The organism is Lachnotalea sp. AF33-28 (assembly GCF_003477885.1).
Classification (GTDB): domain Bacteria; phylum Bacillota; class Clostridia; order Lachnospirales; family Lachnospiraceae; genus AF33-28.
Window position 1 is genome coordinate 59,850 of the sequence record NZ_QUEE01000013.1, and the last position, 25,610, is coordinate 85,459.

General features: G+C 49.9%; 30 protein-coding genes and 1 riboswitch. Of the genes, 22 read left to right on the forward strand and 8 right to left on the reverse strand.

Annotated elements, in window-relative coordinates; all coding sequences use genetic code 11:
* Positions 1-144: 144 nt before the first annotated feature.
* The 7 genes from fliB to DWZ56_RS16755 all read left to right on the forward strand — a co-directional run bounded on the left by fliB (position 145) and on the right by DWZ56_RS16755 (position 7,704).
* Positions 145-639, forward strand: coding sequence for a flagellin lysine-N-methylase (gene fliB / locus DWZ56_RS16725; RefSeq protein WP_118557748.1), 495 nt, complete (start codon positions 145-147; stop codon positions 637-639).
* Between the two features lie 6 nt (positions 640-645).
* Complete coding sequence (locus DWZ56_RS16730) at positions 646-3,924, forward strand: response regulator (RefSeq protein WP_243095332.1); 3,279 nt, start codon at positions 646-648, stop codon at positions 3,922-3,924.
* 34 nt (positions 3,925-3,958) lie between these two features.
* A complete protein-coding gene (locus tag DWZ56_RS16735; protein WP_118557749.1) occupies positions 3,959-4,423 on the forward strand; it encodes a GNAT family N-acetyltransferase in 465 nt (154 codons plus the stop codon).
* Between the two features lie 197 nt (positions 4,424-4,620).
* The gene (locus tag DWZ56_RS16740; RefSeq protein WP_118557750.1) at positions 4,621-5,418 is read left to right on the forward strand and encodes a gluconate 5-dehydrogenase; all 798 of its coding nucleotides are present in this window, start codon (positions 4,621-4,623) and stop codon (positions 5,416-5,418) included.
* A 186-nt stretch (positions 5,419-5,604) separates the two neighbouring features.
* Positions 5,605-6,300, forward strand: coding sequence for a GntR family transcriptional regulator (locus DWZ56_RS16745; protein WP_118557751.1), 696 nt, complete (start codon positions 5,605-5,607; stop codon positions 6,298-6,300).
* A gap of 16 nt (positions 6,301-6,316) precedes the next feature.
* A complete protein-coding gene (locus tag DWZ56_RS16750) occupies positions 6,317-7,030 on the forward strand; it encodes a DNA alkylation repair protein (protein WP_118557752.1) in 714 nt (237 codons plus the stop codon).
* Complete coding sequence (locus tag DWZ56_RS16755) at positions 7,027-7,704, forward strand: lysoplasmalogenase family protein (RefSeq protein WP_118557753.1); 678 nt, start codon at positions 7,027-7,029, stop codon at positions 7,702-7,704. Before DWZ56_RS16750 ends, DWZ56_RS16755 begins: the two co-directional genes overlap by 4 nt.
* Here DWZ56_RS16755 and DWZ56_RS16760 read toward each other — a convergent pair.
* Complete coding sequence (locus DWZ56_RS16760) at positions 7,701-7,946, reverse strand: HPr family phosphocarrier protein (protein WP_118557754.1); 246 nt, start codon at positions 7,944-7,946, stop codon at positions 7,701-7,703. The two genes, DWZ56_RS16755 and DWZ56_RS16760, sit on opposite strands and share 4 nt — an antisense overlap.
* 167 nt (positions 7,947-8,113) lie before the next feature.
* Between DWZ56_RS16760 and DWZ56_RS16765 the strand changes: the two genes are divergently transcribed.
* From DWZ56_RS16765 to DWZ56_RS16795, 7 genes are all read left to right on the forward strand, one after another.
* Complete coding sequence (locus tag DWZ56_RS16765) at positions 8,114-8,584, forward strand: RrF2 family transcriptional regulator (RefSeq protein ID WP_118557755.1); 471 nt, start codon at positions 8,114-8,116, stop codon at positions 8,582-8,584.
* A gap of 33 nt (positions 8,585-8,617) precedes the next feature.
* A complete protein-coding gene (locus DWZ56_RS16770) occupies positions 8,618-8,911 on the forward strand; it encodes a PTS transporter subunit EIIB (RefSeq protein ID WP_118557756.1) in 294 nt (97 codons plus the stop codon).
* A gap of 129 nt (positions 8,912-9,040) precedes the next feature.
* A complete protein-coding gene (locus tag DWZ56_RS16775; RefSeq protein ID WP_118557757.1) occupies positions 9,041-9,802 on the forward strand; it encodes a basic amino acid ABC transporter substrate-binding protein in 762 nt (253 codons plus the stop codon).
* Positions 9,803-9,846: 44 nt separating this feature from the next.
* Positions 9,847-10,536 carry an amino acid ABC transporter permease gene (locus DWZ56_RS16780; protein ID WP_118557758.1) on the forward strand — a complete coding sequence of 230 codons (690 nt, stop codon included), beginning with the start codon at positions 9,847-9,849 and terminating at the stop codon, positions 10,534-10,536.
* A 52-nt stretch (positions 10,537-10,588) separates the two neighbouring features.
* On the forward strand, positions 10,589-11,272 hold the full coding sequence (locus DWZ56_RS16785) for an amino acid ABC transporter ATP-binding protein (protein WP_118557825.1): 684 nt from the start codon (positions 10,589-10,591) through the stop codon (positions 11,270-11,272).
* 96 nt (positions 11,273-11,368) lie between these two features.
* Entirely contained in the window at positions 11,369-11,779 is a 411-nt protein-coding gene (locus DWZ56_RS16790) for a hypothetical protein (protein WP_118557759.1), read from the forward strand.
* 130 nt (positions 11,780-11,909) lie between these two features.
* Positions 11,910-12,914: a uroporphyrinogen decarboxylase family protein gene (locus DWZ56_RS16795; protein ID WP_118557760.1), complete on the forward strand. Its 1,005-nt coding sequence runs from the start codon at positions 11,910-11,912 to the stop codon at positions 12,912-12,914.
* A gap of 51 nt (positions 12,915-12,965) precedes the next feature.
* On the opposite strand, the gene DWZ56_RS16800 is transcribed toward DWZ56_RS16795, so the two are convergent.
* From DWZ56_RS16800 to DWZ56_RS16810, 3 genes are all read right to left on the reverse strand, one after another.
* On the reverse strand, positions 12,966-13,706 hold the full coding sequence (locus tag DWZ56_RS16800) for an ABC transporter permease (protein WP_118557761.1): 741 nt from the start codon (positions 13,704-13,706) through the stop codon (positions 12,966-12,968).
* Entirely contained in the window at positions 13,703-14,425 is a 723-nt protein-coding gene (locus tag DWZ56_RS16805; protein ID WP_118557762.1) for an ABC transporter ATP-binding protein, read from the reverse strand. The genes DWZ56_RS16800 and DWZ56_RS16805 overlap by 4 nt, the downstream gene beginning before the upstream one ends.
* A gap of 70 nt (positions 14,426-14,495) precedes the next feature.
* Positions 14,496-15,239, reverse strand: coding sequence for a MerR family transcriptional regulator (locus DWZ56_RS16810; protein ID WP_118557763.1), 744 nt, complete (start codon positions 15,237-15,239; stop codon positions 14,496-14,498).
* Positions 15,240-15,464: 225 nt separating this feature from the next.
* Between DWZ56_RS16810 and DWZ56_RS16815 the strand changes: the two genes are divergently transcribed.
* The 7 genes from DWZ56_RS16815 (at position 15,465) to DWZ56_RS16845 (ending at position 20,875) form a co-directional block, all read left to right on the forward strand.
* Positions 15,465-15,941 (forward strand): GNAT family N-acetyltransferase, encoded by a 477-nt coding sequence (locus tag DWZ56_RS16815; protein WP_118557764.1) that lies wholly within the window; start codon positions 15,465-15,467, stop codon positions 15,939-15,941.
* 53 nt (positions 15,942-15,994) lie between these two features.
* The gene (locus DWZ56_RS16820; RefSeq protein WP_118557765.1) at positions 15,995-16,390 is read left to right on the forward strand and encodes an iron chaperone; all 396 of its coding nucleotides are present in this window, start codon (positions 15,995-15,997) and stop codon (positions 16,388-16,390) included.
* Positions 16,391-16,443: 53 nt separating this feature from the next.
* On the forward strand, positions 16,444-16,695 hold the full coding sequence (locus tag DWZ56_RS16825) for a cupin domain-containing protein (RefSeq protein ID WP_243095333.1): 252 nt from the start codon (positions 16,444-16,446) through the stop codon (positions 16,693-16,695).
* Positions 16,696-16,874: 179 nt separating this feature from the next.
* Positions 16,875-17,282, forward strand: coding sequence for an ASCH domain-containing protein (locus DWZ56_RS16830; protein ID WP_118557766.1), 408 nt, complete (start codon positions 16,875-16,877; stop codon positions 17,280-17,282).
* A 165-nt stretch (positions 17,283-17,447) separates the two neighbouring features.
* Positions 17,448-17,585, forward strand: a riboswitch (NiCo riboswitch).
* A gap of 154 nt (positions 17,586-17,739) precedes the next feature.
* On the forward strand, positions 17,740-18,657 hold the full coding sequence (locus DWZ56_RS16835) for a cation diffusion facilitator family transporter (protein ID WP_118557826.1): 918 nt from the start codon (positions 17,740-17,742) through the stop codon (positions 18,655-18,657).
* Between the two features lie 190 nt (positions 18,658-18,847).
* Positions 18,848-19,819, forward strand: a complete 972-nt coding sequence (locus DWZ56_RS16840) for a Gfo/Idh/MocA family protein (protein ID WP_118557767.1) — start codon at positions 18,848-18,850, stop codon at positions 19,817-19,819.
* A gap of 39 nt (positions 19,820-19,858) precedes the next feature.
* Complete coding sequence (locus tag DWZ56_RS16845) at positions 19,859-20,875, forward strand: aldo/keto reductase (RefSeq protein WP_118557768.1); 1,017 nt, start codon at positions 19,859-19,861, stop codon at positions 20,873-20,875.
* A gap of 127 nt (positions 20,876-21,002) precedes the next feature.
* Here the strand turns inward: DWZ56_RS16845 and DWZ56_RS16850 are convergent, their stop codons facing one another.
* On the reverse strand, positions 21,003-21,425 hold the full coding sequence (locus DWZ56_RS16850) for an aspartate carbamoyltransferase regulatory subunit (protein ID WP_118557769.1): 423 nt from the start codon (positions 21,423-21,425) through the stop codon (positions 21,003-21,005).
* Positions 21,419-22,342 (reverse strand): aspartate carbamoyltransferase, encoded by a 924-nt coding sequence (pyrB, locus tag DWZ56_RS16855; RefSeq protein WP_118557770.1) that lies wholly within the window; start codon positions 22,340-22,342, stop codon positions 21,419-21,421. Before pyrB ends, DWZ56_RS16850 begins: the two co-directional genes overlap by 7 nt.
* Positions 22,343-22,525: 183 nt before the next feature.
* On the opposite strand from pyrB, the gene DWZ56_RS16860 reads away from it, so the two are divergent.
* Complete coding sequence (locus DWZ56_RS16860; RefSeq protein WP_118557771.1) at positions 22,526-23,230, forward strand: polysaccharide deacetylase family protein; 705 nt, start codon at positions 22,526-22,528, stop codon at positions 23,228-23,230.
* Between the two features lie 44 nt (positions 23,231-23,274).
* Here the strand turns inward: DWZ56_RS16860 and DWZ56_RS16865 are convergent, their stop codons facing one another.
* The gene (locus tag DWZ56_RS16865; RefSeq protein ID WP_118557772.1) at positions 23,275-24,009 is read right to left on the reverse strand and encodes a tRNA threonylcarbamoyladenosine dehydratase; all 735 of its coding nucleotides are present in this window, start codon (positions 24,007-24,009) and stop codon (positions 23,275-23,277) included.
* 11 nt (positions 24,010-24,020) lie between these two features.
* A complete protein-coding gene (locus DWZ56_RS16870; RefSeq protein ID WP_118557773.1) occupies positions 24,021-25,091 on the reverse strand; it encodes a Gfo/Idh/MocA family protein in 1,071 nt (356 codons plus the stop codon).
* Positions 25,092-25,610 lie beyond the last annotated feature (519 nt).

The following is a 25,610-nucleotide window of genomic DNA, read 5'->3' on the forward strand; positions in this document are numbered from 1 at the left end:
ATTCCTGTCTTTATAAGTTTGTAAGAAAAACTATATATACGGTGAAAAATCTGCTATAATATTAGCTGATAGTTATTATTCACGGTTACCTAAGAACTGATAGTTTGTACTAAGACAAAGATCATGGACGGGGAAAAAACTGCGATGAAGTATATAATGCCGGAGTATTACGGAGAATTTCGATGCCTGGACAAAAACTGTCCGGACAGCTGCTGCAAAGGCTGGCAGATCAGCATAGATGCGGAAACGCTGAAAAAATACAGCAATCTGGAGGGCCCATTCGCAAATCGGCTGAAAAATTCGGTGGACTGGGAGAACGGATGTTTCTGTCAGTATCAGGGCAGCTGCGTAATGCTCAACGAGCAGGGGCTCTGCGATATCTATACGGAAGCGGGGCCTTCCATGCTCTGTGGCACCTGCCGGGATTATCCCCGTCACAGAGAGGAATATGAGGGGGTCGTGGAACTGTCCCTGTCCCTTTCCTGTGCAGAGGCTGCCAGGATCATACTGGAACATACGGGCCCGCTGTTCCAGAGAAGTCGAGCACTCAGACCGCAATCTGGCGTATCTGGAGCGCGCGCTTATACGGGACAAGGTATTTCATATGGACGATCTGCTGGGCTTTCTGGGTGGAGGTAAAATATTTTGACGATAAAAGAGAAAGAGGAAGTAATACGTTTTGCGGAGGATATCCTTCGCAGCTATTTCTGTGACAACTGTATGGAACCGCTGTTTGACAGCTTTGCACAGGATATTGTCTGGCTTGGGGCGGGAGAGGCACAGCATGCTGAGGGGCGCGATGCAGTGAAGGCACAGTTTTTGGCAGGAAAAGATGACATGATCCCCTTTGATATGTGGGATGAATGGTATGTGGTGCGTCCGTTGGGGACGGACTGTTATCTGTGCGAGGCCTGCAGCATGATACAGGCAAAGGAAGGCACAGGAATGAGCCTTAAAGAATGCCAGCGTGTTACGTTCATCTTTGTAAGAATACAGGGACAGCTGAAAACGGTTCATATACATAATTCTGTAGCCTATAAAGCGCTGCGGAAGGATGAGCTGTTTCCTGTGGAAGCTGCTTCCAATGCATATAAAAGGCTGCAGGAACAGCTGGATCTTCAGGAACGGCAGATCGATCTGATGCTGTCGCAGCTGCCCGGAGGTATGGCGATGATCTGTCCGGACGAAAATTTTACGGTGAAATGGATCAGCGAAGGCCTGTGCCGGCTGTTAGGATATCAGGATATGCGCGGGTATATGGAACAGTCCGGAGGGTGGTTTCGCAGCGTTGTGTCAGAAGAAGATTATGAGACCATGTGTCGTAACGTGAAGGAAAGCCTTGCAGCCGGAGGCGCTTATTCGGCGGAATATCGTATCATGCGCAGTGACGGAGAGATTCTCTGGGTAATGGATGTGGGCAAGATGATAAAGGATGAGAACGGCGCCGGCATTCTTTCCTGCTTCATCACTGACATCACGGCAAGAAAAACGCAGGAGAGCGAGCTGTTGGCGGCGAACCGGGAGGTGGCGCAGCAGGCGGCGTTTCTGACACAGCTATACAACACTGTGCCGTGCGGCATTATCCAGTTTACCACAGGGCCGGAGCATCGGATCATTCATGCGAACCGCAGGGCATGGGAGATATACGGATATGAGGAGAAGGAGTACTGGGACCGGATGGTATCCCCTTTTGATTCGGTGCTCTTGAAAGATAAGCAGCATTTCACGGAAATCGTGGACAGGCTGTCCGGGGAAGGCGGTTCGATCTCCTATGAGAGGGAGGGTACCCGCAGGGACGGTTCTCTGTGTTATGTGAGCGTATATATGGAGCGGGTGGTCAATGCGGACGGATATGAGGTGATCCAGGCCGTATTCAACGATATCACGGAGAAAAGGCTGCTGGAGAAGGAACGGGAGCAGGAGCAGCTGCTGGAAAACCGTATACTTAGGGCTGCAATTTATACGGCGTACCCGATGATCATCAGCGTGAATTTAAGCAAGGACAGCTTTACGAGCATAACACCTGCCAATTTTATAACGGCGCATATGTCCGGGGGCACATACAGCCGGATGGTTGAAAAGGTCCGAGGATCGATTAAGCCTACCTATCAGGAGTCGCTGGCCCGCTTTTTTTCTATAGAAGCGATACAAAAACGGTTTCTTACAAGCGATCAGGAGCTGTATATGGAGGTTGAGCAGTCAGAGGATGACGGCGTCTGGCACCGCGTTTCCGCCCATGTGGTTCATGTGGAAAATCCATATGGAACCGATCAGCTGGCGATCATACTTTACCGCATTTTAGATGAGCAGTACGCAGAGAAATCACGTCAGGAACAGCTGCTGCGCGATGCCCTGGCGGCAGCGGAAGCGGCCAACCGGGCGAAGTCGGATTTTCTGTCCAGCATGAGCCATGATATCCGTACTCCGATGAATGCGATTATCGGCATGAGCACCATAGGCCAGCTAAAGGCGGATGATCCCAAGCGCATGCTGGACTGCTTCCGCAAGATCGATGCGTCTTCCCGCTACCTGCTTTCGCTGATCAACGATATACTGGACATGTCCAAAATTGAGTGCGGCAAGATGGAGCTAACGGAGGAACAGTTTGACTTTACGGAATTTATCAACAGCCTGACCTCGATTATCTACCCCCAGGCTGATATAAGAAAGTTAAGTTTCGAAGTATATCACACGGAACCACTGGACCGCTTTTACTGCGGCGACAGCCTGCGCCTGAATCAGATACTGATGAATCTGCTTGGCAACGCCCTGAAATTTACACCGGAGGGAGGCAGGGTCACCCTAAAGGTGATGGAAGAGAGACGGGAGAACCAGTACGCTTATCTGCAGTTTACGGTAAAGGATACGGGGATCGGGATATCCGGAGAGTTTATGGAGCGGATCTACAAGCCCTTTGAACAGGAAAGCCTGGATGTTGCGCGCAATCAGACCGGCAGCGGCCTGGGTCTGTCCATCGTTCATAATCTTACGAGGCTGATGGGCGGCACGATATCGGTTGACAGCGAGCGGGGAAAAGGAACGCTGTTTGTGCTGTCGATCCCTTTCAGACTGGTGGATGAGGCGGTTTCTGCGGCAGAACACCGCGGACAGAAGCAGCTGCTCAAAGGAAACCGGGTGCTGGTGGTGGACGATGACAGCATCGTCGGCGAGCAGGCAGCGCACATATTGGATGGCATCGGAGCGTTTTCCACATGGGTGGACTCCGGCCGTAAAGCGGTGGATGAGGTGGGCAAAGCCATAAATGAATTGCGTCCCTTTGATCTGGCCCTGATCGATTGGAAAATGCCGGACATGGACGGCGTGGAAACGACCAGACAGATCCGCAGGCTGGCCGGCAAAGATACAATGATCATCATCATTTCGGCCTATGACTGGAGCGATATCGAAAAGGAGGCCATAGAGGCAGGCGCCGATTATTTTATCGCGAAGCCGTTGTTCGCATCCTCGGTCTGCAGCACGCTGTGCGGTCTGAAACTGAACAGGCACAGCGCCGAGAACAGAACCTATCATATCCAGGGGAGAAAGGTACTCCTGGTAGAGGACAATGAGATGAACCGTGAAATTGCCAGGGCTCTTCTCGAGATGCAGGGGGTCGTGGTGGAAGAAGCGCAAAACGGACGGATTGCCGTGGACAAATGCCGGGAAGCGGCCGCGGGTGAATATCTGGCTGTTCTGATGGATATACGCATGCCGGTCATGGACGGGCTTGAGGCCGCCAGGCAGATCCGCGCTCTGGAAAAGCATTCGGCTGTCCGGACGCCCATTGTGGCTATGTCGGCCAACGCGTTTGAAGAGGACCGGGCAAAGGCCTATGAAGCGGGGATGGACGGCTATCTGATCAAGCCTATCGAGGTGGATAAGCTTATGGAAACGCTGCAGCGCCTGGAAGAGGCCATGCCCTGACCGCGCGTTAAAATAAATATCAGGAGGTGCGGTGTTGGAGATAAAAACAGCGGGGAAAGAGGAGATCGGGGGAATCTGTCAGGTATATCGGACGCTGTATGAAGCGATGGCGAATCTGCAGCCGGAGTACTGCGCGCCGGGGCAGCCGGACAGAGACTTTCTGTTAAGAAGGATGGAGAGCGGGGATTCGGAGGTTTTTGTGGCAAGAGAAGGGCAGGCCGTGGTCGGATTTGCGATGGTGCAGCGGCAGAGAGTACCGCCTCTTGACTGTCTGGTGAAACATGATTACGCGTATCTGATGGATCTGGCGGTGATGCCTAAGTACCGCGGCCGGGGAGCGGGAACTCTGCTTCTGGATGCGGTACAAGCATGGGCCCGGGCAAATAATCTGGACTATCTGGAGCTGAATGTGCTGTCAAATAACAGCGGTGCGCGGCGCCTGTATAGCAGAAACGGCTATGAAGAAAGCTCCTGCACCATGCGCAAAAAACTTCGTTGAAAAAGAGGTTGCATTATCAGGGACGGTGTGCTATTATGTATACATAAATCGCAACTTGTATACAACTTTAAAAAGTTGCATACAAATAGGCGCGGCCCTTTTTCGAACGGTCCGCAGGAAACATAATAAAGGAAAAGTGCGTGAAAAGCGCGCAATTCGTCAACCGTCTGGTGATGAGATCGAAAGGAGTAAGGATTATGGCAAACGATTATTTAACAAGCAATTTTTCTCTTGAAGGTAAGGTTGCACTGGTAACCGGCGCATCCTATGGCATCGGCTTTGCGATCGCGAAAGGCATGGCAAATGCCGGAGCAACGATTGTATTTAATGATATCAAGCAGGAGCTGGTGAACAAGGGGCTTGCTGCATACAAGGAAGAGGGCATTGACGCTCACGGATATGTATGCGACGTAACCGATGAGGAAGCGGTGAATGCATTTGTAGCAACAGTGGAGAAGGAAGTGGGCGTAATCGATATCCTGGTTAACAACGCCGGCATCATCAAGCGCATCCCGATGTGCGATATGACCGCTGCTGAATTCAGACAGGTAATCGACGTGGATCTGAACGCACCTTTTATCGTATCCAAGGCTGTTATTCCCAGCATGATCAAAAAGGGCCATGGCAAGATCATAAACATCTGCTCCATGATGTCCGAACTGGGCCGTGAAACTGTTTCCGCATATGCGGCTGCAAAAGGCGGCTTAAAGATGCTGACCAAGAACATTGCTTCCGAGTACGGCGAATTCAACATCCAGTGCAACGGCATTGGGCCCGGATATATCGCTACGCCTCAGACCGCTCCGCTGCGTCAGCCCGGCGTGCCTTTCAATGAATTTATTATTTCCAAGACTCCCGCTGCCCGCTGGGGAGAACCGGAAGATCTGACAGGACCCGCGGTGTTCCTGGCATCCGACGCTTCCAACTTTGTAAATGGCCATATCCTCTATGTGGACGGAGGTATTCTGGCATACATTGGCAAGCAGCCGAAATAAATCAGATACCTGCCAGGGCAGAACTGATACGCGAGGACTCCCGCTTGGTGCAGGGGTTCCCGCGTTTTTTTACATAGGAAAGTTCTCCGAACTCTCCTATGTAATAAAAAAGATTTCATTCAATAGGAGAATCCCACAAGCGGGATTCTGTTTGGTCCCCTGCGCTTGGCACCGGAAAGGAAGCATATGGAAGAAAAAACTTATAAAAACCGGGCTCATATGGTATTTGAAATATTAAAACAGGAGATTCTGGATTTGGAATTAAAGCCAGGGCAAGCTATCAGCGAAAATGAAATCTGCGAACGGTTTCAGGTATCCAGAACCCCGGTGAGAGATGCGCTCTGGAGGCTGCAGGAGCAGGGCTTTGTGGATACGATTCCATACCGCGGCACCTATGTGACGCTGCTGAATTTAAACAATATCAGACAGATTATCTATATGAGGGTCGCGGTGGAAACCATGGTGATGCGTGACTTTATAGATGTGGCAACCCCGATGATCATGGAGGATATCCGATACATGATCCGCAAGCAGCAGGCGCTTATTTTGGAGGCGGATTTCGAACCGGAACAGTTCTATCGGATGGATGCCAAACTGCATGCTATATGGTTTGAAGCCACGGATAAGAGAAAACTCTGGGAGATTATCCAGGCGCAGCAGTTGCATTATACCAGGTTCAGGATGCTTGATTTCGTGACGGAGACGGACTTTACAAGGATCATTAAAGAGCATAAGCTGCTGTTTGAACTGCTGGAGAGAAAAGATAAGGACGGACTGGAAGAAGCCTTAAAGGAACATCTTTATTACAGTATGAAGCGGATGAAAAAGCAGATTGAAGTGGACTATAAGGACTATTTTGAACAGGACGCTTCTGCGCAGTAAGCCGTGGGAGGGTGTTATGACCAATGAAGAAATCAGGAAGACCCTTAGGGAGCTGGCTGAACCGGAATTTCAGAGATTTACTTCATCCCTGATGCCCGGCGTGGATCATGTGCTGGGTGTGCGGCTGCCAAAGCTTAGAAAAATCGCCGGGAAGGTGTGCAGGTGCCGTGGCACCGGGTACCTTTTGAACGCATGGGACGGCACGTATGAGGAGATCATGCTGCAGGGAATGGTGATTGGCTGCCTGAAAGAGCCCTTTGAGACGGTTCTTCCGTTCATTCGGGCATTTTTGCCGAAGATTGATAACTGGAGCGTATGCGACAGCTTCTGCTGCAGCCTGAAAATCGCGCGCAGGGAACCGGAAGCCGTATGGGAATTTGTCACGGAATGCCTGCGCTCAGAACGCCCTTATACCGTGCGCTTTGCTGTGGTGATGCTTCTGAACTACTATGTGGATGAAGCTCATCTGCCACAGGTGCTGTGCGCCCTTGACGGCATAAAGTCAGATTTCTATTATGTTCGGATGGCTGTTGCCTGGGCGGTGTCCGTCTGTTTTGTAAAATTTCCCGGACCGGTGATGGAGTATCTGCGAAGGGGGGATAATGGACTGGATGATGTGACATATCAGAAGGCTCTGCAGAAGATTATGGAATCCTGTTCCGTGGATGCCGGAACGAAACAGGAGATCCGCGCGATGAAAATTATGCGCAAAAAAGGAGAGGCCCTATGAGAACAGCCCTGCTAACCGTATATCTCGCATTGTTTCTGATATTGATTGGAACCTGCTATAGAAAGAGCTGGAAGGCATGGCATGTTCCTGCAAAGTGTGCAAACAGCGCCGGCTTCATCGCATTGCTTTTGGCCGGCCTCGCTCTGCGCGGAAACAGCGCCTTTATATACAGCCTGCTGCCTCCCTTTCTGTTTTGCTTCCTGGGGGATTTCTTTCTGGCGCTGTGCCAGGGCAAAGACAGCCGCGTGCTCCTGATGGGAGGACTCGCTTCTTTTCTTATGGCCCATATCCTGTTTATAGTATGTTTTCTGAACCTGTCGGCCTTTCATTGGACGGATCTGATCATACCGTCTGCTGCGGTTACGGTAACCTGGGGCCTCACTCGGCTTAAGGGGATGCATGTAAAGGATATGCTGCCCTACGTGCTCTGCTATGCTTTTTTTGTGGGGCTGCTGTTTTCAAAGGGACTGCTGCTTGCCGCCGCCTGCAAATTTGCATCGGGGACCGCCTGGATCGCTGCGGGGGCATTTTTGTTCTTCGTATCCGACGGAATTATCCTGTTCCTCTACTTCTATGAAAAACAGTGGAAGATCGGAAAATTTTTTAATCTTCTCTTTTATTACGGCGGTATGCTTTGCCTTGCGTTAAGCGGCTGGTATATGCCTGCGGTTTAGAGAACCGCACCGGCGTCTGCCACCCGGTAGCGGTTCAGCAATGCTTCAAAGTCTTCATTCCGGTCATTGTATTTTACTTTCAGCACATTGCCCAGTCCCAGGCAGATAACCCCCAGGATGGATTTGGCATCATAGATGATGCTGCCTTTTTCTATATCAATATCAAAATCAAATTTTCTGGCGCCAAATACAAAGTCCTGCACCGATTCCATGGAATTCATCTGAATCTTAGCTTCATACATAATTTGTACCTCCATTTTTGTTTCCACTTTATATGATATGTATTCCTTCTGTAATTGTTATAGAGATTATAGACAGCTTTCAGAGGTTTATTCCGTCGATTTGAAAAAAGTTGACAGAAATAACTGTAATCTATATAATTACAAATATGGAAAGGGAGGGAAGTACAATGACAGGAGAGTTTGTGGTAGCGGTACACGCCCTGGTATATCTGAATGTGAAATGCGGGGAGGATTATGGGGAAGGGACAGCTGCGCTGTCCAGCGAGACGCTGGCGAAAAATATATGCACCAATCCCGCCAGAGTGCGCAAGGTGATGGCTAGCCTGAAAAAGGCGGGCCTTGTAGGGACAAAAGAGGGGGTGGACGGCGGTTATTATCTGACAGGATCGCCGAAGGCCATGACTCTGGGAGATATCTGTGAAGCGCTGGATATGCCGGTAGTCAGCGCTCCGTGGAGATCGGGCAGCCAGGAGCTGGATTGCCCTGTTGGAGCCGGAATGGCCGGAGAGCTGGATTTAGTCTATGAGGATCTGGACCGTACCTGCCGTGAAAAGCTTGACAGGATAACCGTGGATGCGCTAAGCAGAAAGCTGCAGTCCGCAAATAAGAAAAAGGACTCGGAGGTATGGCTTCTATAGCGCCGCAATAGATCCGTACAGTGAGGGACGCATATGGATAATAAAATGAGTGAACCGGCAGATCGTAAATTTGCCGCCGAGGTGATCCGGCTGGCCGGAGGACGGGACAATATTGAGCGGGTATTCCACTGCGCGGTCAGGCTGCGCCTGGTTTTAAAGGAACCAGAGCTGGCGCAGAGGCGAAGGCTGGAAAAGGTGAAGCCGGTGAAGGGAGTATTCCTTTTGGATGGACAGCTGCAGCTGGTGATCGGCCTGGAAGACGTGGACAGGCTGTGCGGTGTGCTGCAGAGCTGCCTTGAAACAGGGCCGGATCTGGTAAAATCGTAGAAAGTTCTGGAATATGCATTTAAAATGTATATTTATACTTGTATATTTTCAAAAATACGCTATAATCGTAGTTACCCTGGGCTTTATAGTCTGGGGTAATTCCATGAAAAATGAGGAGAATGAGGAATCATGAAAAAGGTATTGACTTTATTGGTTGTTTTCAGTATGATGGCGGCCGTCCTCGGCGGATGCAGCAAGAAAGAGGATGCGGGGGAAACCGGCGCTAAGACGAACGGCACGCTGGTAATGGCTACCAACGCGGAGTTCCCTCCCTATGAGTATTATGAAAATCAGGAAGTAGTGGGAATTGATGTGGAGATTGCGAGGGAAATCGCAAACGAGCTGGGTATGGAACTGAAAGTAGAAGACATGGCATTTGATTCCATCGTGCTGGCTGTACAGGGCGGCAAGGCGGATATCGGCGTTGCAGGCATGACCATAGATGAGGACCGTCTGGAGTTTGTGAATTTCACCGACCCTTATACCAAGGCAGCTCAGGTTATTATACTGAAAGAGGACAGCGCTATCGCTACGCCGGATGATCTGGCGGGCAAGAAGATCGGCGTACAGCTGGGAACCACCGGCGATCTCTATGCGGATGATATCGAGGATGCCACAGTGGAACGCTATAATAAAGGTATGGAAGCTGTCCAGGCTTTGACGCAGAGCAAAGTGGATGCGGTGATTATCGACCGTGAACCTGCCAAGGTTTTCGTGAAGGAAAATGAAGGCTTAAAGATTCTGGATGAGGAATTTACCATTGAGGATTATGCGATCGCGGTATCCAAGGAAAACGATGAGCTGCGTGAGCAGATCAATGGGGTTCTGGCCAAGATGAAGGAATCCGGAAAGCTTCAGGAGATCATCGATAAGTATATTACCGCAGAATAAAGTACCCTTTGTAAGAACAAACTCGGAAAGTCGGGAAATCGTACATGTTTGAAAAATTTGCGAAAAGCTTTTATCTGAATTTTATTAAGGAAGAGCGTTGGCGGTATATCGCGGACGGCCTGCTGGTGACGCTGGAGGTGACATTTTTCGCCTGCCTGATCGGCATCTGTCTTGGCTTTTTAGTGGCGATTATCCGTTCAACCTATGACAAAACCCGTAAGCTGAAGATCGCGAATGCCATCTGCCGCGTTTATCTTACGGTGATCCGCGGCACGCCTGTGGTGGTGCAGCTGCTGATTATCTATTTCGTGGTATTCGGTTCTGTGGATATCAACAAGGTCCTGGTGGCGATCATCGCCTTCGGCATCAATTCCGGCGCATATGTGGCGGAAATTGTGCGAAGCGGCATCATGTCGGTGCCGGAGGGACAGGCAGAAGCCGGACGCAGCCTGGGATTTAACTATGTGCAGACCATGCGCTATATTGTGATGCCTCAGGCTTTCAAAAATGTACTGCCCGCTTTGGGCAACGAGTTCATCGTGCTCTTAAAGGAAACCTCTGTTTCAGGATACATAGCGCTGCAGGATCTGACCAAGGGGGGCGATATCATACGAAGCCGTACCTTTGCTTCCATGCCTCTGCTAGCAGTGGCGCTGATTTATCTGTGTATGGTGATGCTGTTTCAGTTTTTTGTAACACGTCTGGAAAGGAGGCTGCACAGAAGTGAGCGGTAGAAATGCACAGCCTTTGATACAGGCAGAAAATATTATAAAGACCTATGGCGCGATGAATGCCTTAAACGGTGTGTCTCTGGATATTTATCAGGGCGATGTGGTGCTGATCGTCGGGCCATCCGGCTCGGGCAAGAGCACATTCCTGCGCTGTCTGAATCTGCTGGAGGTTCCAACCAGCGGACATATCTATTTTGAAGGAACGGACATCACGGACAAAAAGGTGGATATCAATGCGCACCGTCAGAAGATGGGGATGGTATTCCAGCTGTTTCATCTCTTTCCCCACATGTCCGTCATGAAAAACCTGACGCTGGCGCCGATGAAGCTGCAGGGAAAAAGCCGTGAAGAAGCGGAAGAGCAGGCGATGAAGCTGTTAGAGAGAGTCGGCCTCAAAGACCGGGCGGACGCCTATCCGGACCAGCTCTCCGGCGGTCAGAAACAGAGGATCGCAATTGTCCGGGCGCTCTGCATGAATCCGGATGTGATGCTGTTTGACGAGCCTACTTCAGCGCTTGATCCTGAGATGGTGGGTGAGGTCTTAAATGTTATGCGAGAGCTGGCAGAGGAGCATATGACCATGGTGGTGGTAACCCATGAGATGGGATTTGCCAGGGAAGTGGCCTCCAGAGTGATTTTTATGGATCAGGGAAGCATTATCGAAGAAAATGAACCGAAAGAATTTTTCGACCATCCGAAGAGCGAAAGGCTGAAAAACTTCTTGAGTAAGGTTTTATAAAGAGTTTATACAAATCCCTTCACTGCAGAGAAAGAAAGACTTGCAGCGGAGGGATTTTATATTATAATGAGATTTATAATAACCGGAGGTGCGCGCATGAATGAGGAACTGTATCAGATGATGAAAAGGATGGAAGAGGCAAACAGAAAGCAGGAAGAGTACGCAAGAAAACAGTACCGGATGACGGTGATCATGGCTTCGGCCTGTGTCGGCGTGCTGATACTGGCTGTCCTCTGTGTCATCGTTCTGCTGCCGCGGGTGAACACGATCATGAACGATCTGGAGGTCTCCATGACAGGCGTAAAAACAGCCGCAGGCCAGCTGGAAAATATGGATCTGGAGAAGCTGTTCGCGGATCTGGACAGTCTGGTGTCTTCCAGCGAGGAAAGCATGAGCCAGGCCATGGAGAAGCTTGACGCCATAGATATGGATACGCTCAATGAGGCCATACAGGATCTGGCGAATATCGTGCGGCCTCTGTCCAGGTTATTTGGAAACGGTTCTTGAAGGAGCAGCACACTGAAGTGTGCGTAGGTCATCAACCTTCGGTTGGTGACATTATTAAGAGGAAGCACACTGAAGTGTGCGCAGGTCATCAACCTTCGGTTGGTGACATTATTAAGAGGAGGTTACAGTGATGACAAACAGAGAAAGGTTTCATGCCGCATTAAACGGCGTGCGGACAGCCGACAGGCTTCCCACCGTGGAGTGGGCGCCCTGGTGGGATATCACGCAGAGAGCCTGGGAACAGCAGGGCCTTCCTGCAGGACTTACCAATCTGGAGGTAAATGAGTACTGGGGGCTGGATCTGCTGCAGCAGGTCTGCATCAATCACAAGTCTCCAAAACTTCCGGCGCCCGCCCACAACGGAGCTCCGGTGGTTCATTCCGCAAAGGAATACGATGAGATGAAAGAAAAGGGGTATCTTTACAACAAAGATATGCTGATTCCCACACTGGACTATCTGCGTACCTTAAAAGAGCGGCACGAATCGGGCGAGCTGGTGATCTGGATGACATTAGAGGGGTATTTCTGGTATCCGAGGACGCTCATGGGGATAGAAGAGCATCTGTATGCTTTTTATGATGAGCCGGAACTGATGCACCGTATGAATCAGGACAACATGGAGTTCCAGCAATATGCGGTAGAGGAATTCTGCAAGATCCTCACGCCGGATTTCATGACCTTTGCGGAGGACATGTCCTATAATCAGGGCCCCATGCTGTCGAAGGACTGTTATGATGAATTTATCGCGCCCTACTATGTCCGGATTGTGCCGCAGTTAAAATCCCACGGAATTAAGGTGGTTGTGGATACGGACGGCAACTTAGAGCCGATGCTGCCCTGGCTATTGGAATCCGGCATTGAAGGGGTGCTGCCCTTAGAGAGGCAGGCCGGAGTGGATGTAAACCGTATTAAGAAGCAGTATCCCCAGCTGTTTGTGCTGGGAGGCTATGATAAGACGATCATGCATCTGGGTGAAGATGCCATGCGTCAGGAGTTTGAACGGATCCTGCCCGCCATGCGCGTGGGGGGCTATGTGCCCGGCGTCGATCACCAGACGCCTCCGGATGTGACGATGGAACAGTATAAAATCTATCTGAAGCTTCAGGAGGAATACAGCCGCAAAGCTTTAGAGTAATGGCTGTAAAACGGCGGCTTTGATTTCTCAAAAGCCGCCGTAAAATAAGCTTTACTCCCACTTAAAGCATATTACCGCGATTCCGGTACAGAGAACGGTCACGGTTCCCATCACGGTAATGGGAAGCCAGACGCTGCCGGCCGGAAGACCAAGAGAAGTTTCTTTCATAAGTTGAATTCCCTGGGTCATGGGGAATACACGGATGATCTTTTGCATCATTTCAGGCATGACTTCAAACGGTAATGTCGCGCCGGAAAAAATAAGCATGGGAAAATAGAGCACACAGGCAATCACACTCGCGGTCTTTTCGTTTTTCGCGATGCCGCCCACCATCATTCCGATGCTCAGCGTAGATACCATCGTCAGCATCCAGCTCCCCAAAAACGCCAGCCACGAACCATGAATGGTGACATTCCAAAACAACTTTGCCACAGGCAGCAGGGTCATCATGGATAAAACAGCATAAATCACATAGATTGTGAACTCCACAGCCAGAAGCATAACAGGACTTACCGGGGTCACTTGAAAGCGTTTCAGGATTTTGCGCTCCCGGTATTCCGCCACCACCAGGGGCAGCCCCATCAAGCCCCCCGCACAGATGGAGATTGTGCAAAGCGCGCCAAAGGACTGATCTAAAAAGGTGTATGCTGTGCCAGCGGCAGATTTAGTGCCATAGAGAAATCCTAGGATGACCAAGACCAAAAGCGGCATGATGATTGCGAAAATCACCATATTCATATTTCGGATACTGAGCTTCAACTCATTTTTCAAGAGCGTTCCAAAGGTTCTCATTCGATTCCCTCCTCACCGGTAATCGCCAAATACGCATCCTCAAATTTCTCACAGCTACATAGTTCTTTTGCCTGAGTTGCTGTTCCGCAGAAAACAGCCCTGCCGTTTTTAAGGATGCAGATTTCATCACACAGGGCCTCAACCTCGTCCATGAAGTGCGAAGTCAAAAAGATGGTCAGCCCTTTGCTTTTCAGATTCTCAAGTATTTTCCAGACATCCCGCCGCGCTTTTGCGTCAAGCCCGGTTGTCAGCTCGTCAAGAAAGACAAGTTTGGGATCGGGAATTAAAGCCAGAACAATGAAAAGCCGCTGGCGTTCCCCGCCGGATAGACTTTTAACCGTCCGGTTCACCTTGTCTTTGATGCCAAATTGCTTACACAGCGATTTCCAATCAGAGGGGCTTTTGTAGAGGCAAGCAGTTTCCTCGCATAGTTCCGAAACCTTGATTTCCGGTTGGTAATCGCCCTCTTGAAATTGAACGCCTACCTCCTGGAACAAATTGCGCCGGTCTTTATGGGGATCACGGCCGAGGACGGAAATTGAGCCGCGGTCGGCCTTCTTTGTCCCCAAAATACATTCGATCGCTGTGGTCTTTCCCGCGCCGTTTGCCCCCAGCAAACCGAAAACTGTATTTTGCCGGACACATAGGTTCAGGCTGTCCAACACAAGCAGATTGCCGTATGATTTTGACAACTGCTCGACTTTGAGTGCTTCCTGCATTCATATATCCTCCTTTTTGTGATGATAAAAGAATACCATCAATGAAAACATTGGTGGTAAGATGGAGGGTTTATGAATATTGTCTTTTCATTTTCTGTAACATTTCCATCAGGATGACGGCGTTTTTCTCCGCCGCAGATAGAGAGAAAATCAACTGGTCACAAGCCGAGATAATATCGTCGGATGGTCTCGGCGTGTTGAGCGCAGCCTTAATATCCACATTGGGATTTTGGGTTAGCTGCCGGAGCATCCGCAAAATGGCCTCCAGCGAGTAATTGGCACAGCGCAGGGAGCGGATAATTTTCAGCCGTTTGATGTCATCACCGGTATAGATACGATAGCCGTTTTCTTTCCGCTTAACCGCCAGCAAACCGTTCATTTCCCAGTTTCGCAGGGCGTCCATTGAAATGCCTAAATACTCGGATACTTCTTTCCGCTTCATAAAAGCCCTGTTTTCTTGGGTTTCACCGGATATGATTTGTTTTACAATGTGGATTGCATCCTCCGCATTGTCACGCTCTTGGCGCAGCCCGCTTACATATGTTTCCGTAAGGGTAAGGGCCTGATCAAACTTACCCGCTGCCGACAGCTTGACCATTTGAAATATTTTTTTTCGCAGGCCATTCTGCAGAATTTCAATCTGAAAGGCGGTACGGGCAAGCCGGATTTGCTCAATGTGAAAATCCGTAAAGATCCGATACCCATTCGATTTCCGCTCTGGCCTTGGAATAATGCCCCATTCTTCATACAGACGCACTGTATTTGGATGTATTCCAATCATGGCAGCGACCTGCGAAGTTGTGTATGTGTTCACGGCAGACCACCTCCAACCTATGGTATGATATCTTATTTTAAAAGTATGGTGTTACAATGGAGGGTTCTTATTATATGTCATCTGTGTTATGATTGCAAGCTGATTGCAAGGGATGTCTAAGCTTGTATAAAAGAAAACGCTGTGATACACTTAAACTACTATAATTCACCTGCATATGAGGCAAATAAGGTGTATCTGAAAAATCGGAAATTGTAGGAGACGGTCATGGACTATAAAATCAGAAAGATATCAGAGGAAGAATATGGCTTACTTGAAATCTTTTTATATGAGGCTATATTTGTGCCAGAGGGAATGTCTGCACCGCCTAAATCCATTATTGATCAGCCGGAATTGAAAGTATATATCACTGATTTCGGAAAGAAACAAGACGATATAGGTTTAGTTGCGGAAGTTGATAAAGAGGCAGTCGGCGCAGTTTGGGTACGCATTATGAATGACTATGGACATATAGACAATGAAACTCCATCCTTTGCAATTTCAGTGCATGAGGATTATCGGGGACTGGGAATAGGTACTGCTTTGATGAAAGAAATGCTCCGTATTCTAAATGAGAAAGGATATAAACAAGCGTCACTCGCCGTACAAAAAGCAAACTATGCCGTACAAATGTATAAAAAAATGGGGTTTGAAGTGGTTGATGAGGATGAAGAAGAATATATCATGCTTTGCCGATTGAAATAAAACAGCTTTCAGCCTGTTGAACAAAAAATTTGACTTAACCGAGGAAACGGAATATGTGGATATGCCCAAAATGCGGGAGAGTATTTGAAAGAACAAATCAAGGTCATTACTGTGGGAAAGCGCCCAAAACAGTATTAGAATATATACATTCGCAACCCATAGAAACACGCCCCCACTTAACAGAAATGATGATTATAATACAAAGCAGTGTTCCTTGTGTAAATGAACGTATATTATGGAGTATGCCATATTATGAGAAAGAAGGAAAAACCATCTCATTTTCTGCCTGTAAAAAGCACATCAGTTTTTATGCAGGGGTTGAAGCTATTGAAAAATTTGCATTGGAGTTAAACGAATTTGTCACTAAGAAAAATGCAATATATTTTCCTTATGATAAAGCATTACCTACAGAATTAATTGAAAATATTGTAAAATGGTGTTTAAGTTGATTTGATAACTTTCAGGTTGTAGAGCTGAAAAATGTGAATTCGGAGGAATGAATATGTTATTGGATTTTAATGATATGAAAGAAATTACTGCTCCGGGCATGAATGCTATTCATATCGGTGGCTCAATTGGTCTGCATAAGCACGAAACAAGCGATGATATTAACTATGTATTATCTGGAAATGGAAAAGCCATTTGCGATGGAAAAGAAGAAATATTAAGAAAAGGAACTTGTCATATTTGTAAAAAGGTTCTGAACATAGTATCATCAATACAGGCGATGAAGATTTACTCCTTATCACAGTAGTTGTAGAACGGTAAGTTTCAGTTGATGGAGCGAACGGAATTGAATATGTAGAGAGGAAAGTCAGTTTATTTGGACTGATACGTGTAACGAGGGCAGTTTTGCCGATTACACATAGACAACGCAATGGCCATATTTTCAATGGAGCGGACGACTGAATTTACAGGAGGATAAGATAAGGAATGAATTCTATGGAAAGTGAAAATAAAAGCTATTTTGAATGCTTTGCTTTTGGTGATAGCCCTGAAATGGCGGACGAACTTTTGGATCTGGTACTTACCGGAAAGAAAACCGCAACAGTCTCGATCGTATTGGAGGATGAGCAGACACCAAACGTTGGTGATTTATCGCTTGTACTCGATGGGCGTGGCAAACCGGCCTGTGTGATAAAGACGGTGTATCTTGAAACCGTTAAGTTTTGCGACTTAACTTGGGATATGGTAAAACTGGAGGGCGAGGACGAAAATTTAGAACAATGGAGAGAGGGAAATATACGCTATTGGACACGGGACGCTGCCAAGCGCGGTTATACTTTTACCGCTCAAACGCCTATCACGTTTGAGCGCTTTGAGGTGGTGGAGGTGCTATAACCCATACAAGGTTTACTGCTCTGTCCGAACATGCGCGGGAAGTTTGCGGCAACTTTGAATAGTAACAGTTCCGTCTATATAATCAATACAAAATATAAACGGCTACTTGACAAGTCCGCCCGCATATACTATGGTAGAGGGAATCTCTTTGCGCTGCATGACGCTGCGGCGCAAACTGATCAGGCAGCAGGCTGTATGGCAGGAACGATCATATGCCGCAGCGGCGTGTTTAATGGCCGTAGCATACAGCGGCGTAGCCGGGCTAGAATTTTCAGCAGATGATAAAGCATCTGTGGGACAGTAGCATGCCCCGCGGGTGTTTTTTTATATCATAGGGGTAGGGTGTCAAAAGTAAATTTTAGCCTATTGAGTAAAAACACTCCGCTTAGAATCGCACTGCGGCGGGAAGGAACCGGCATTTTCATGGCGTGACAAGGAGAGGAAAGTGAGGATGGGGATGAAAAGGAAACAAAAAAATATGACCGATCAGCAGATCGCCATGCGGGTGAGCGCCAACAGCATCGCCGCCAATGTGGTTCTGTCGGCGTTTAAGCTGTTTGCGGGAATCGCGGCCCATTCCGGCGCCATGGTTTCCGATGCGGTGCATTCGGCATCGGATGTGTTCAGCACGGTCATCGTCATCATCGGATTTCGGATATCCGGCAAGGCGTCCGATGAGAAGCATCCTTACGGACACGAGCGGATGGAATGCGTGGCCTCCATACTGCTTGCGGTGGTGCTGTGCGCCACCGGCGCAGGAATCGGACTGGGAGGAATTGAAAACATCAGCCGAGGCAGCTATACACAGCTGGAGGTCCCGGGCATGCTGGCTATGGCTGCGGCAGTCATATCCATCATAGTGAAAGAAGCGATGTACTGGTATACCAGGTATGCGGCGAGAAAGATCAATTCTACCTCATTGATGGCGGATGCATGGCATCACCGCTCAGATGCCCTGTCCTCGGTCGGAAGCCTGATCGGCATATTGGGCGCGAGGCTTGGCTTTCCGGTCATGGACCCCTTGGCCAGTGTTGTGATCTGTGTGTTTATCATAAAGGCGTCCGTGGATATCTTTAAGGATGCCGTTGAGAAAATGACCGATGAGTCCTGCGACAGCCAGATTGTGTCGGGCATGCGCGAACTGGTCAGCAGCCAGGACGGGGTCTTGGGACTGGATGAACTGAAAACCAGGATGTTCGGATCCAGGATCTATGTGGATATTGAGATCAGCGCGTATGGCGGTCAGACGCTGGATGAAGCTCACAGAATCGCAGAGCGGGTGCATGACGCCGTAGAAGGAGGCTATCCGCGCGTCAAACACTGTATGGTGCATGTGAACCCCATATCAGAGGAGAGGACAGATACGGAGGAATAAGCGCTGTGTTACTGTTTACAGTTACAATAACCTGTCCTGTCTTGCTTTGTCGGTGTATGATCGAAAACTGTGATCAGTACCTCTTCTCTTGCAGGATCGCGTTTATCCTGTTATACTAAAACTATGTATGAGGGTGTCCGAATGCAGCGAAGCAGCGTGAGAGTACTATAGGAAAAAGAGGGTAGATAGAATGAAAATAGCGGTATTGGGAGCGGGCGGCGTTGCGAAGGACATGGCCGCCACGCTGGTTTTGATGAAGGACGTGGAGAGATACGCCGTGGCGGCCAGAGACTATGACCGTGCAAAGGCATTTGCAGAGCAATACGGATTTAAAAAAGCGTACGGATCTTATCGAGAACTGACAGAAGATCCGGAGGTGGAGCTGGTCTATATCGCCACGCCCCATTCCCATCACTATGAACATGCAACGCTCTGTCTGGAGCATGGGAAGCACGTGCTGTGCGAAAAGGCTTTTACGGCTAATGCGGGGCAGGCGGAAAAACTGATCGAATTGGCAGAGAGCAGACATTTGCTGGTTGCGGAAGCGATCTGGACACGCTATCAGCCCATGAGCGCGCTGCTCCAGGAGATCATACAGAGCGGAGAGATAGGAGAGGTCACTTCCGTGACGGCCAGCTTCGGCGTTCCGCTGTTTCACGTGCAGAGGATGACCGATCCGGAGCTGGCCGGAGGCGCGCTTCTGGATCTGGGCGTATACCCGATCACGTTCGCGTCCATCGTGCTGGGCGGCGAGGTGAAAGAGGCGGTGACCGCGGCTGTTCTGACGGACAGGCATGTGGATGCCAGAAACAGCATTACACTGATCTATGAAGGCGGACAGATGGCGGTCCTTAACAGCAATATGGAGAGCTTCACCGATTCCAGGGGCGTGGTAAACGGCACAAAGGGATACATCGTGGTGGAGGGCATCAACAATTTCCGTGAGATCAGGGTTTATGTGCCCGGCAAAAATCAGGAGAAGCGCTATGGACGTCCGGCAGATCAGATCTCAGGCTATGAATACGAGGTGCGTTCCGCAATGAAAGCCATCCGGGAGGGGCATACCGAATGCCCGGAGATGCCGCATCATGAGATCCTGCGCGTCATGAAGCTCATGGACGGTTTGAGAGAGAAATGGGGAGTGCGCTTCCCGTTTGAATAAATGCGGCTGCAACACACTGCAGGGAAAGGAAAGAGATTTATGCAGCAGGTTACATTAGGAAAAACAGGTATTACAGTGAACAAAAACGGATTCGGCGCTCTGCCGATCCAGCGGATACCCGTGGAGGATGCGGTCTATCTGCTCCACAAAGCTTACGAACACGGCATCACCTTTTTTGATACGGCAAGGTCATATTCGGATAGTGAGGAAAAGCTGGGGAAAGCCTTTGGTGATAATAGCTTGCGCAGCAGGATCTATATAGCGACCAAGACGCCCGCCCAGAACGCGGCAGATTTTTGGAAAGATCTGGAGACAAGCCTGAAGCTGTTAAAGACGGATTATGTAGATCTGCTCCAGTTCCATAATCCGGCATTCTGCCCGAAGCCGGGTGATGGAAGCGGGCTCTATGAAGCCATGCTGGAAGCGAAGGCACAGGGGAAGGTACGCTTTATCGGAATCACGAATCACAGGATCAAGGTAGCCATGGAAGCGGTGGAATCAGGACTCTACGATACGATGCAGTTCCCCTTCTCCTACCTGGCCGCCGATCAGGAGAGGGAGCTCGTGGAAGCGTGCCGAAGGGCGGATATGGGATTTATCGCCATGAAGGCGCTGTCCGGCGGCCTGATCACCAACTCGGCAGCAGCTTATGCCTATCTGGCTCAGTTTGACAACGTGCTGCCGATCTGGGGCGTACAGAAGGAAGCGGAGCTGGATGAATTCCTTTCCTACATAGATAACCCGCCGGTATTAAACGATAAGCTTACAGAGGTGATTGATAAAGACCGTAAGATGCTGGCCGGTAATTTCTGCCGCGGCTGCGGCTATTGCCAGCCGTGCCCAGCCGGGATTGAGATCCAGAACAGCGCCAGGATGTCTCTGCTGCTGCGCCGTTCCCCCGCGGCCCCCTATCTGACGCCGGAGTGGCAGGAGAAAATGAAACGCATCGAAAACTGCATTCACTGCAACCACTGCGTGAACCACTGTCCCTATGGTCTGGATACGCCGAAGCTTTTGAAAGAAAATTATGAGGATTATAAGACATTTATAAAATAGGATCCCGCCGCAATGCGATCCTAAGCGGAGCGTCTCCTATTCATAGGCCGTACTTTCTATGAAATAAAACAAATAGAACGAAAAAAAGCCGCCCTTTCTCTCTATAAAAAGGACGGCTGTTGTTTCGTTATTTATATTTCTCTTCGCAGTACATACAGCGGTAGGTCTGCGTCTTTTCATCGGAAAGCAGGAATACATGGGGCAGCTCCTGCTCGATGGAGGTGATGCAGCGGGGATTCTTGCATTTGATCACGTTGGTCAGCTTCTTGGGCAGCTTCAGGCGCTTCTTTTCTGCAATCCGTTCATCTTTGATGATGTTGACCGTGATATCCGGATCAATGAATCCGATCACATCCAGATCAATGACATCCAGCCCGCCTTCTATTTTGATGATGTCTTTGCGGCCCAGCTTTTTGCTGCGCGCATTTTTGATGATCGCCACCTGGCAGTCCAGTTCTCCAAGGCCCATATAGCGGTAGATATCCATGCTCTTGCCTGCGGGGATGTGGTCCAGTACGATTCCTTCTTTTAATCCTGATATGTTTAACATGGTCTCTTCACCTCCAGCAATGTCATGATCAAAGCCATCCGGACATAGACGCCGTATTGAACCTGGCGGAAGTATGCGGCTCTCGGATCATCGTCCACCTCCACAGATATTTCATTGACGCGGGGCAGGGGATGAAGCACCAGCATATCTTCCTTTCCCAGCGCCATCTTCGCATTATCCAGGATGTAGCAGTCTTTCATGCGGATATATTCCTCTTCATTAAAAAAGCGCTCTCTCTGCACGCGGGTCATGTAGAGGATATCCAGATGGGGCATGGCGGCCTCCAGGTCGGTGACCTCCTCATATTCCACATGGTTGGCATTCAGCACACTTTCACGGATGTAGTCGGGAATTTTGAGCTCGGCCGGAGAGATCAGTATAAACTTGATGCCTTCATAACGGACCAGGGCATGAATCAGCGAATGCACGGTGCGGCCGAATTTCAGGTCTCCGCACAGGCCCACGGTCATATCCTTTAACCGGCCCTTCAGGGAACGGATAGTCATAAGATCTGTCAGAGTCTGTGTGGGGTGCTGATGGCCGCCGTCACCGGCGTTGATTACGGGGATAGAAGATTTGGAGGCGGCAACCAGAGCGGAGCCCTCCTTTGGATGCCTCATGGCACAGATATCGGAATAGCAGGATATCATGCGTATGGTGTCGGATACACTTTCACCTTTGGCTGCAGAGCTGGATGCTGCGGAAGAAAATCCCAGAACGCTGCCGCCCAGGCTTAACATGGCAGATTCGAAGCTTAAACGGGTCCGGGTGCTTGGCTCATAAAACAGTGTGGCCAGCTTTTTCCCGGCGCAGACATGCGCATAGGTATCGGGGCGCTTCTCGATATCGGCGGCCAGATCCATCAGCTCGTCCAGCTCCTCGGTGGAAAAGTCTAAAGGACTAAGTAAATGTCTCATCTTTCTCTCCTTTTATGTGTATTGTTTATTACGGTACTTACGACATTCACTATATTATATATGATAATGCAGAGAACTTCAAGGACGATTTAAAGGGGGGAATCATCAGAACGCTGTCCTTGGGCATATACTGTAGATATGGCGCAGCGAGTGCTTGAGAACAAAGGGAAAGAGGCCTGGCAGATGAAATGGAAGAATGTTTTGCTGTGTGCCCTGGTATGTGTTCTGAACGGATGTCTGATACTGGGGCTGTTTACGATACAGAGAGAGATAGGCGTGGGCGATCTGGCTGCAGATTCAGGGGAGGTGGCACCCTTTACAAAAGAGGAAGAAACAAAATATGTAGCGCTGACATTTGATGATGGTCCCCATGCCCGGTATACGGAGGAGCTGCTTGACGGTCTTAAGGAGAGAGGGGTACGGGCCACTTTCTTTTTGATCGGTAAGAGCATAGAGGGAAATGAAGATGTGATCAAACGCATGTCCCAGGAAGGGCATCTGATCGGTAACCATACATATTCCCATGTGCAGCTCTCCAAGGAGACGGTGGAGAGCGCGGTGCAGGAAATCGAAAAAACCAATCAGGAGATATTTGCGGTGACAGGAAAGGTGCCGGAATACATACGTCCCCCTTTCGGTTCCTGGAACTCAAAACTGGACGATCAGGTGGAGATGACAGTGGTGCTGTGGACGGTGGACCCCCTGGACTGGAAGACGCAAAATACCCAGTACGTCGTGAACCATATAAAAAAGAACGTAAAAAACAATTCCATCATACTCCTGCACGATGTCTACAAAACATCCGTACAGGCAGCCCTGGAAATCGTGGACTGCCTGCAGGAGGAAGGGTATGAATTTGTGACAGTGGATGAACTGATGCTGGAATGAGAAGTTCTGGTACTGCAGGCGCCTGATCATTGCGCCATGCAGTATTAAAGCGCCGGCTTGCCGCAGGACGGGATATTGAGCACATCACGTATCGCCTCACCGGCAATCAGGAGGCCGGCGACCGGCGGCACAAAGGAAACGCTTCCCGGCACCGCCCGTTTGGAAGTGTTCTCCTCGGACATAATTCGGGCCGGCAGCGGCTGCTCCCTGGAATAGAGCACCTTTAGGCGGGGGATGCCCCTGGCCTTCAGCTCCTTACGCATCACACGGCACAGGGGACAGACGCTGGTTTCATAGATGTCGGCGATCTCAAACAGCTGTGCATGGAGCTTGTTGCCGGTGCCCATGCAGCTGATTATGGGGGTCTGTCTCTGCCATGCCGCCTGCGCCAGCGCCAGCTTGGCGGATACCGTATCGATGGCGTCAATGATATAATCAATTCCCTCCGGCAGCACCTCATCTATATTTTCCGGCAGCACAAAGGTCTCAAAAGTAATGACCCTGGCATTTGGATTGATGTCCGCAATGCGCTGCTTCATCAGATCTGTTTTGTAACATCCGACTGTGCTGTGGTATGCGATGCTCTGCCGGTTGATATTGGTGAGAGAGACCCTGTCGTTGTCCACCAGAATCAGTGTCCCGATGCCTGCCCTTGCCAGCGCTTCAGCGCAGTGGGATCCCACGCCGCCGATCCCGAACAGGGCGATGGTGGTATTTTTCAGCCGATTCATAGAATCAGGACCCAGCAGCAGTTCGCTGCGTGAAAATTCGTTTATCATAAAGCCTCCGGTCACGGATTCCAGGGCTGCTTTTCGGATACAATCTTCTGGTCCGGATGGGAGGCAGCCTGGTTCATCAGCGTATAAATATAAGCATCCTGCATGGTGTCGGTGAATCCCGGGACAGGCTCTGTGCCGGTGTCCACATAAGTCTTCATATAGCGGAGCAGATCGGCTATGGCGATCTCATCTTCTGTCAGGCCTGTTAGCGGATATTCGGAGCGGTAAAGCAGCTGCCCGCCCATGGTGACAGCGAGAATGTCCGGGGTGGTGCTGGAAGGCAGCGGACAGATCTGCTGACACACGGGCACATTATCCTCATTGACGTAACGGATCGTATCGTCGTCCAGCTCTCCCTTCGGCCCCTGGACATTGAGATGGCGGGTGCGGATATAGGAGTGGTACTGAACGCCTCCGAAATCATAAAACGCTGTCTTGCCGCTTTCGAATTCCAGCGTCAGGCGGACGCGTTCATTATACTCCTTGAGCACGCCTTCCGTGGTGAGCCCGTTTCTCGAATCGGTCTGTACGATGGGCACATAGTAGCGCTTGCCGAATACCGTGACGGCCTCATTGCCGGTGTTTAAGAACTGCCGGATCAGGCTGGCCGCATGGTAGTCATGCACGGTGGAAATATTCACGAAATAGGGATCACCCAGAAGCCCCATTCGCACGGCGGCAATTTTTGCTGCGAGGGTAGGGTAGCGGTAATACTGTTCAGCTACCTGGATCTTCCCATTCAGCCTCTGCCTTGCGTCCCAGAGCCTTAGAAGGTCTCTCAAAGAATCACCGGCGGGCGTCTCTGCCAGCACAGGAACGCCGGCCTGCAGATATTCTATGGAAACCTTGGCAACAGAAGGCTTGTCCACGGCTACTACCACAAAATCAGGCCGTGTCCTAAGCAGGCGTTCCTTACTGATCGTAGTAGGAATCTGATACTGCGTGTGGAATCTCTCCGCCTTATCAATACTGCGCAGCAGCATGGCCGTCACCTCAAAATATTCCGGCAGAGCTCTAGCGATCCGAACATAGAACAGCGCCCTCCACCCGGAACCTACAATAGCAAATCTGATTTTAGACATAGTGCCTCCTTCTATCCAACCTGTGGATTTAGACCGGTTATGTTACTGTTCAGCTGCCGTAAACGTTCCGCGCATGGCGGGGCAGGGTATCGTCCTCATAGGGACGCGCTCTCGCTCCGTGAAGCACGCAGCGGTTCTAACGCTGCAAACTACGCAGCGAAAGTACCGGCGGGCTTCGAGGGATCCCTATGAGGACGATACCCTGCCCCGCCATGCGCTGCTTTATCGGCTGCCGTAAACAGTAACAACGGTTATTAAATATATAAGAATAGTTTAACATATGGAATGATTTTTGGCTAGAAGTATGATATACTACGAAGGCAATGAGCAGTGCGGGAATAAACAAATAAGCAGGGGACCGTTGTGCTCGCACATAAGGTCCCCTGCTTATTTGTTTATTCCCATAGGGCGAAGCCCGTGAGCGAGACGAAGCGCAGCGGAGTCGAGCTGCACAGCGGACTTATGGGCGAGACGTGCCGCAGCGGAGTCGAGCTGCACAGCGGACTCATGGCCGAGACA

What these genes read in the sequence shown, in the direction of transcription:
- DWZ56_RS16785 (WP_118557825.1), top strand. Translation starts at nt 10,589, where the DNA reads ATGAATGCCTTAAACGGTGTGTCTCTGGATATTTATCAGGGCGATGTG.
- pyrB (WP_118557770.1), bottom strand. Translation starts at nt 22,342, where the DNA reads ATGAGACATTTACTTAGTCCTTTAGACTTTTCCACCGAGGAGCTGGAC.
- DWZ56_RS16765 (WP_118557755.1), top strand. Translation starts at nt 8,114, where the DNA reads ATGACAGGAGAGTTTGTGGTAGCGGTACACGCCCTGGTATATCTGAAT.
- fliB (WP_118557748.1), top strand. Translation starts at nt 145, where the DNA reads ATGAAGTATATAATGCCGGAGTATTACGGAGAATTTCGATGCCTGGAC.
- DWZ56_RS16815 (WP_118557764.1), top strand. Translation starts at nt 15,465, where the DNA reads ATGGACTATAAAATCAGAAAGATATCAGAGGAAGAATATGGCTTACTT.
- DWZ56_RS16800 (WP_118557761.1), bottom strand. Translation starts at nt 13,706, where the DNA reads ATGAGAACCTTTGGAACGCTCTTGAAAAATGAGTTGAAGCTCAGTATC.
- DWZ56_RS16820 (WP_118557765.1), top strand. Translation starts at nt 15,995, where the DNA reads ATGTGGATATGCCCAAAATGCGGGAGAGTATTTGAAAGAACAAATCAA.
- DWZ56_RS16805 (WP_118557762.1), bottom strand. Translation starts at nt 14,425, where the DNA reads ATGCAGGAAGCACTCAAAGTCGAGCAGTTGTCAAAATCATACGGCAAT.
- DWZ56_RS16850 (WP_118557769.1), bottom strand. Translation starts at nt 21,425, where the DNA reads ATGTTAAACATATCAGGATTAAAAGAAGGAATCGTACTGGACCACATC.
- DWZ56_RS16860 (WP_118557771.1), top strand. Translation starts at nt 22,526, where the DNA reads ATGAAATGGAAGAATGTTTTGCTGTGTGCCCTGGTATGTGTTCTGAAC.
- DWZ56_RS16790 (WP_118557759.1), top strand. Translation starts at nt 11,369, where the DNA reads ATGAATGAGGAACTGTATCAGATGATGAAAAGGATGGAAGAGGCAAAC.
- DWZ56_RS16760 (WP_118557754.1), bottom strand. Translation starts at nt 7,946, where the DNA reads ATGTATGAAGCTAAGATTCAGATGAATTCCATGGAATCGGTGCAGGAC.
- DWZ56_RS16865 (WP_118557772.1), bottom strand. Translation starts at nt 24,009, where the DNA reads ATGATAAACGAATTTTCACGCAGCGAACTGCTGCTGGGTCCTGATTCT.
- DWZ56_RS16770 (WP_118557756.1), top strand. Translation starts at nt 8,618, where the DNA reads ATGGATAATAAAATGAGTGAACCGGCAGATCGTAAATTTGCCGCCGAG.
- DWZ56_RS16745 (WP_118557751.1), top strand. Translation starts at nt 5,605, where the DNA reads ATGGAAGAAAAAACTTATAAAAACCGGGCTCATATGGTATTTGAAATA.
- DWZ56_RS16775 (WP_118557757.1), top strand. Translation starts at nt 9,041, where the DNA reads ATGAAAAAGGTATTGACTTTATTGGTTGTTTTCAGTATGATGGCGGCC.
- DWZ56_RS16845 (WP_118557768.1), top strand. Translation starts at nt 19,859, where the DNA reads ATGCAGCAGGTTACATTAGGAAAAACAGGTATTACAGTGAACAAAAAC.
- DWZ56_RS16830 (WP_118557766.1), top strand. Translation starts at nt 16,875, where the DNA reads ATGAATTCTATGGAAAGTGAAAATAAAAGCTATTTTGAATGCTTTGCT.
- DWZ56_RS16825 (WP_243095333.1), top strand. Translation starts at nt 16,444, where the DNA reads ATGTTATTGGATTTTAATGATATGAAAGAAATTACTGCTCCGGGCATG.
- DWZ56_RS16755 (WP_118557753.1), top strand. Translation starts at nt 7,027, where the DNA reads ATGAGAACAGCCCTGCTAACCGTATATCTCGCATTGTTTCTGATATTG.
- DWZ56_RS16840 (WP_118557767.1), top strand. Translation starts at nt 18,848, where the DNA reads ATGAAAATAGCGGTATTGGGAGCGGGCGGCGTTGCGAAGGACATGGCC.
- DWZ56_RS16750 (WP_118557752.1), top strand. Translation starts at nt 6,317, where the DNA reads ATGACCAATGAAGAAATCAGGAAGACCCTTAGGGAGCTGGCTGAACCG.
- DWZ56_RS16835 (WP_118557826.1), top strand. Translation starts at nt 17,740, where the DNA reads ATGAAAAGGAAACAAAAAAATATGACCGATCAGCAGATCGCCATGCGG.
- DWZ56_RS16740 (WP_118557750.1), top strand. Translation starts at nt 4,621, where the DNA reads ATGGCAAACGATTATTTAACAAGCAATTTTTCTCTTGAAGGTAAGGTT.
- DWZ56_RS16870 (WP_118557773.1), bottom strand. Translation starts at nt 25,091, where the DNA reads ATGTCTAAAATCAGATTTGCTATTGTAGGTTCCGGGTGGAGGGCGCTG.
- DWZ56_RS16780 (WP_118557758.1), top strand. Translation starts at nt 9,847, where the DNA reads ATGTTTGAAAAATTTGCGAAAAGCTTTTATCTGAATTTTATTAAGGAA.
- DWZ56_RS16795 (WP_118557760.1), top strand. Translation starts at nt 11,910, where the DNA reads ATGACAAACAGAGAAAGGTTTCATGCCGCATTAAACGGCGTGCGGACA.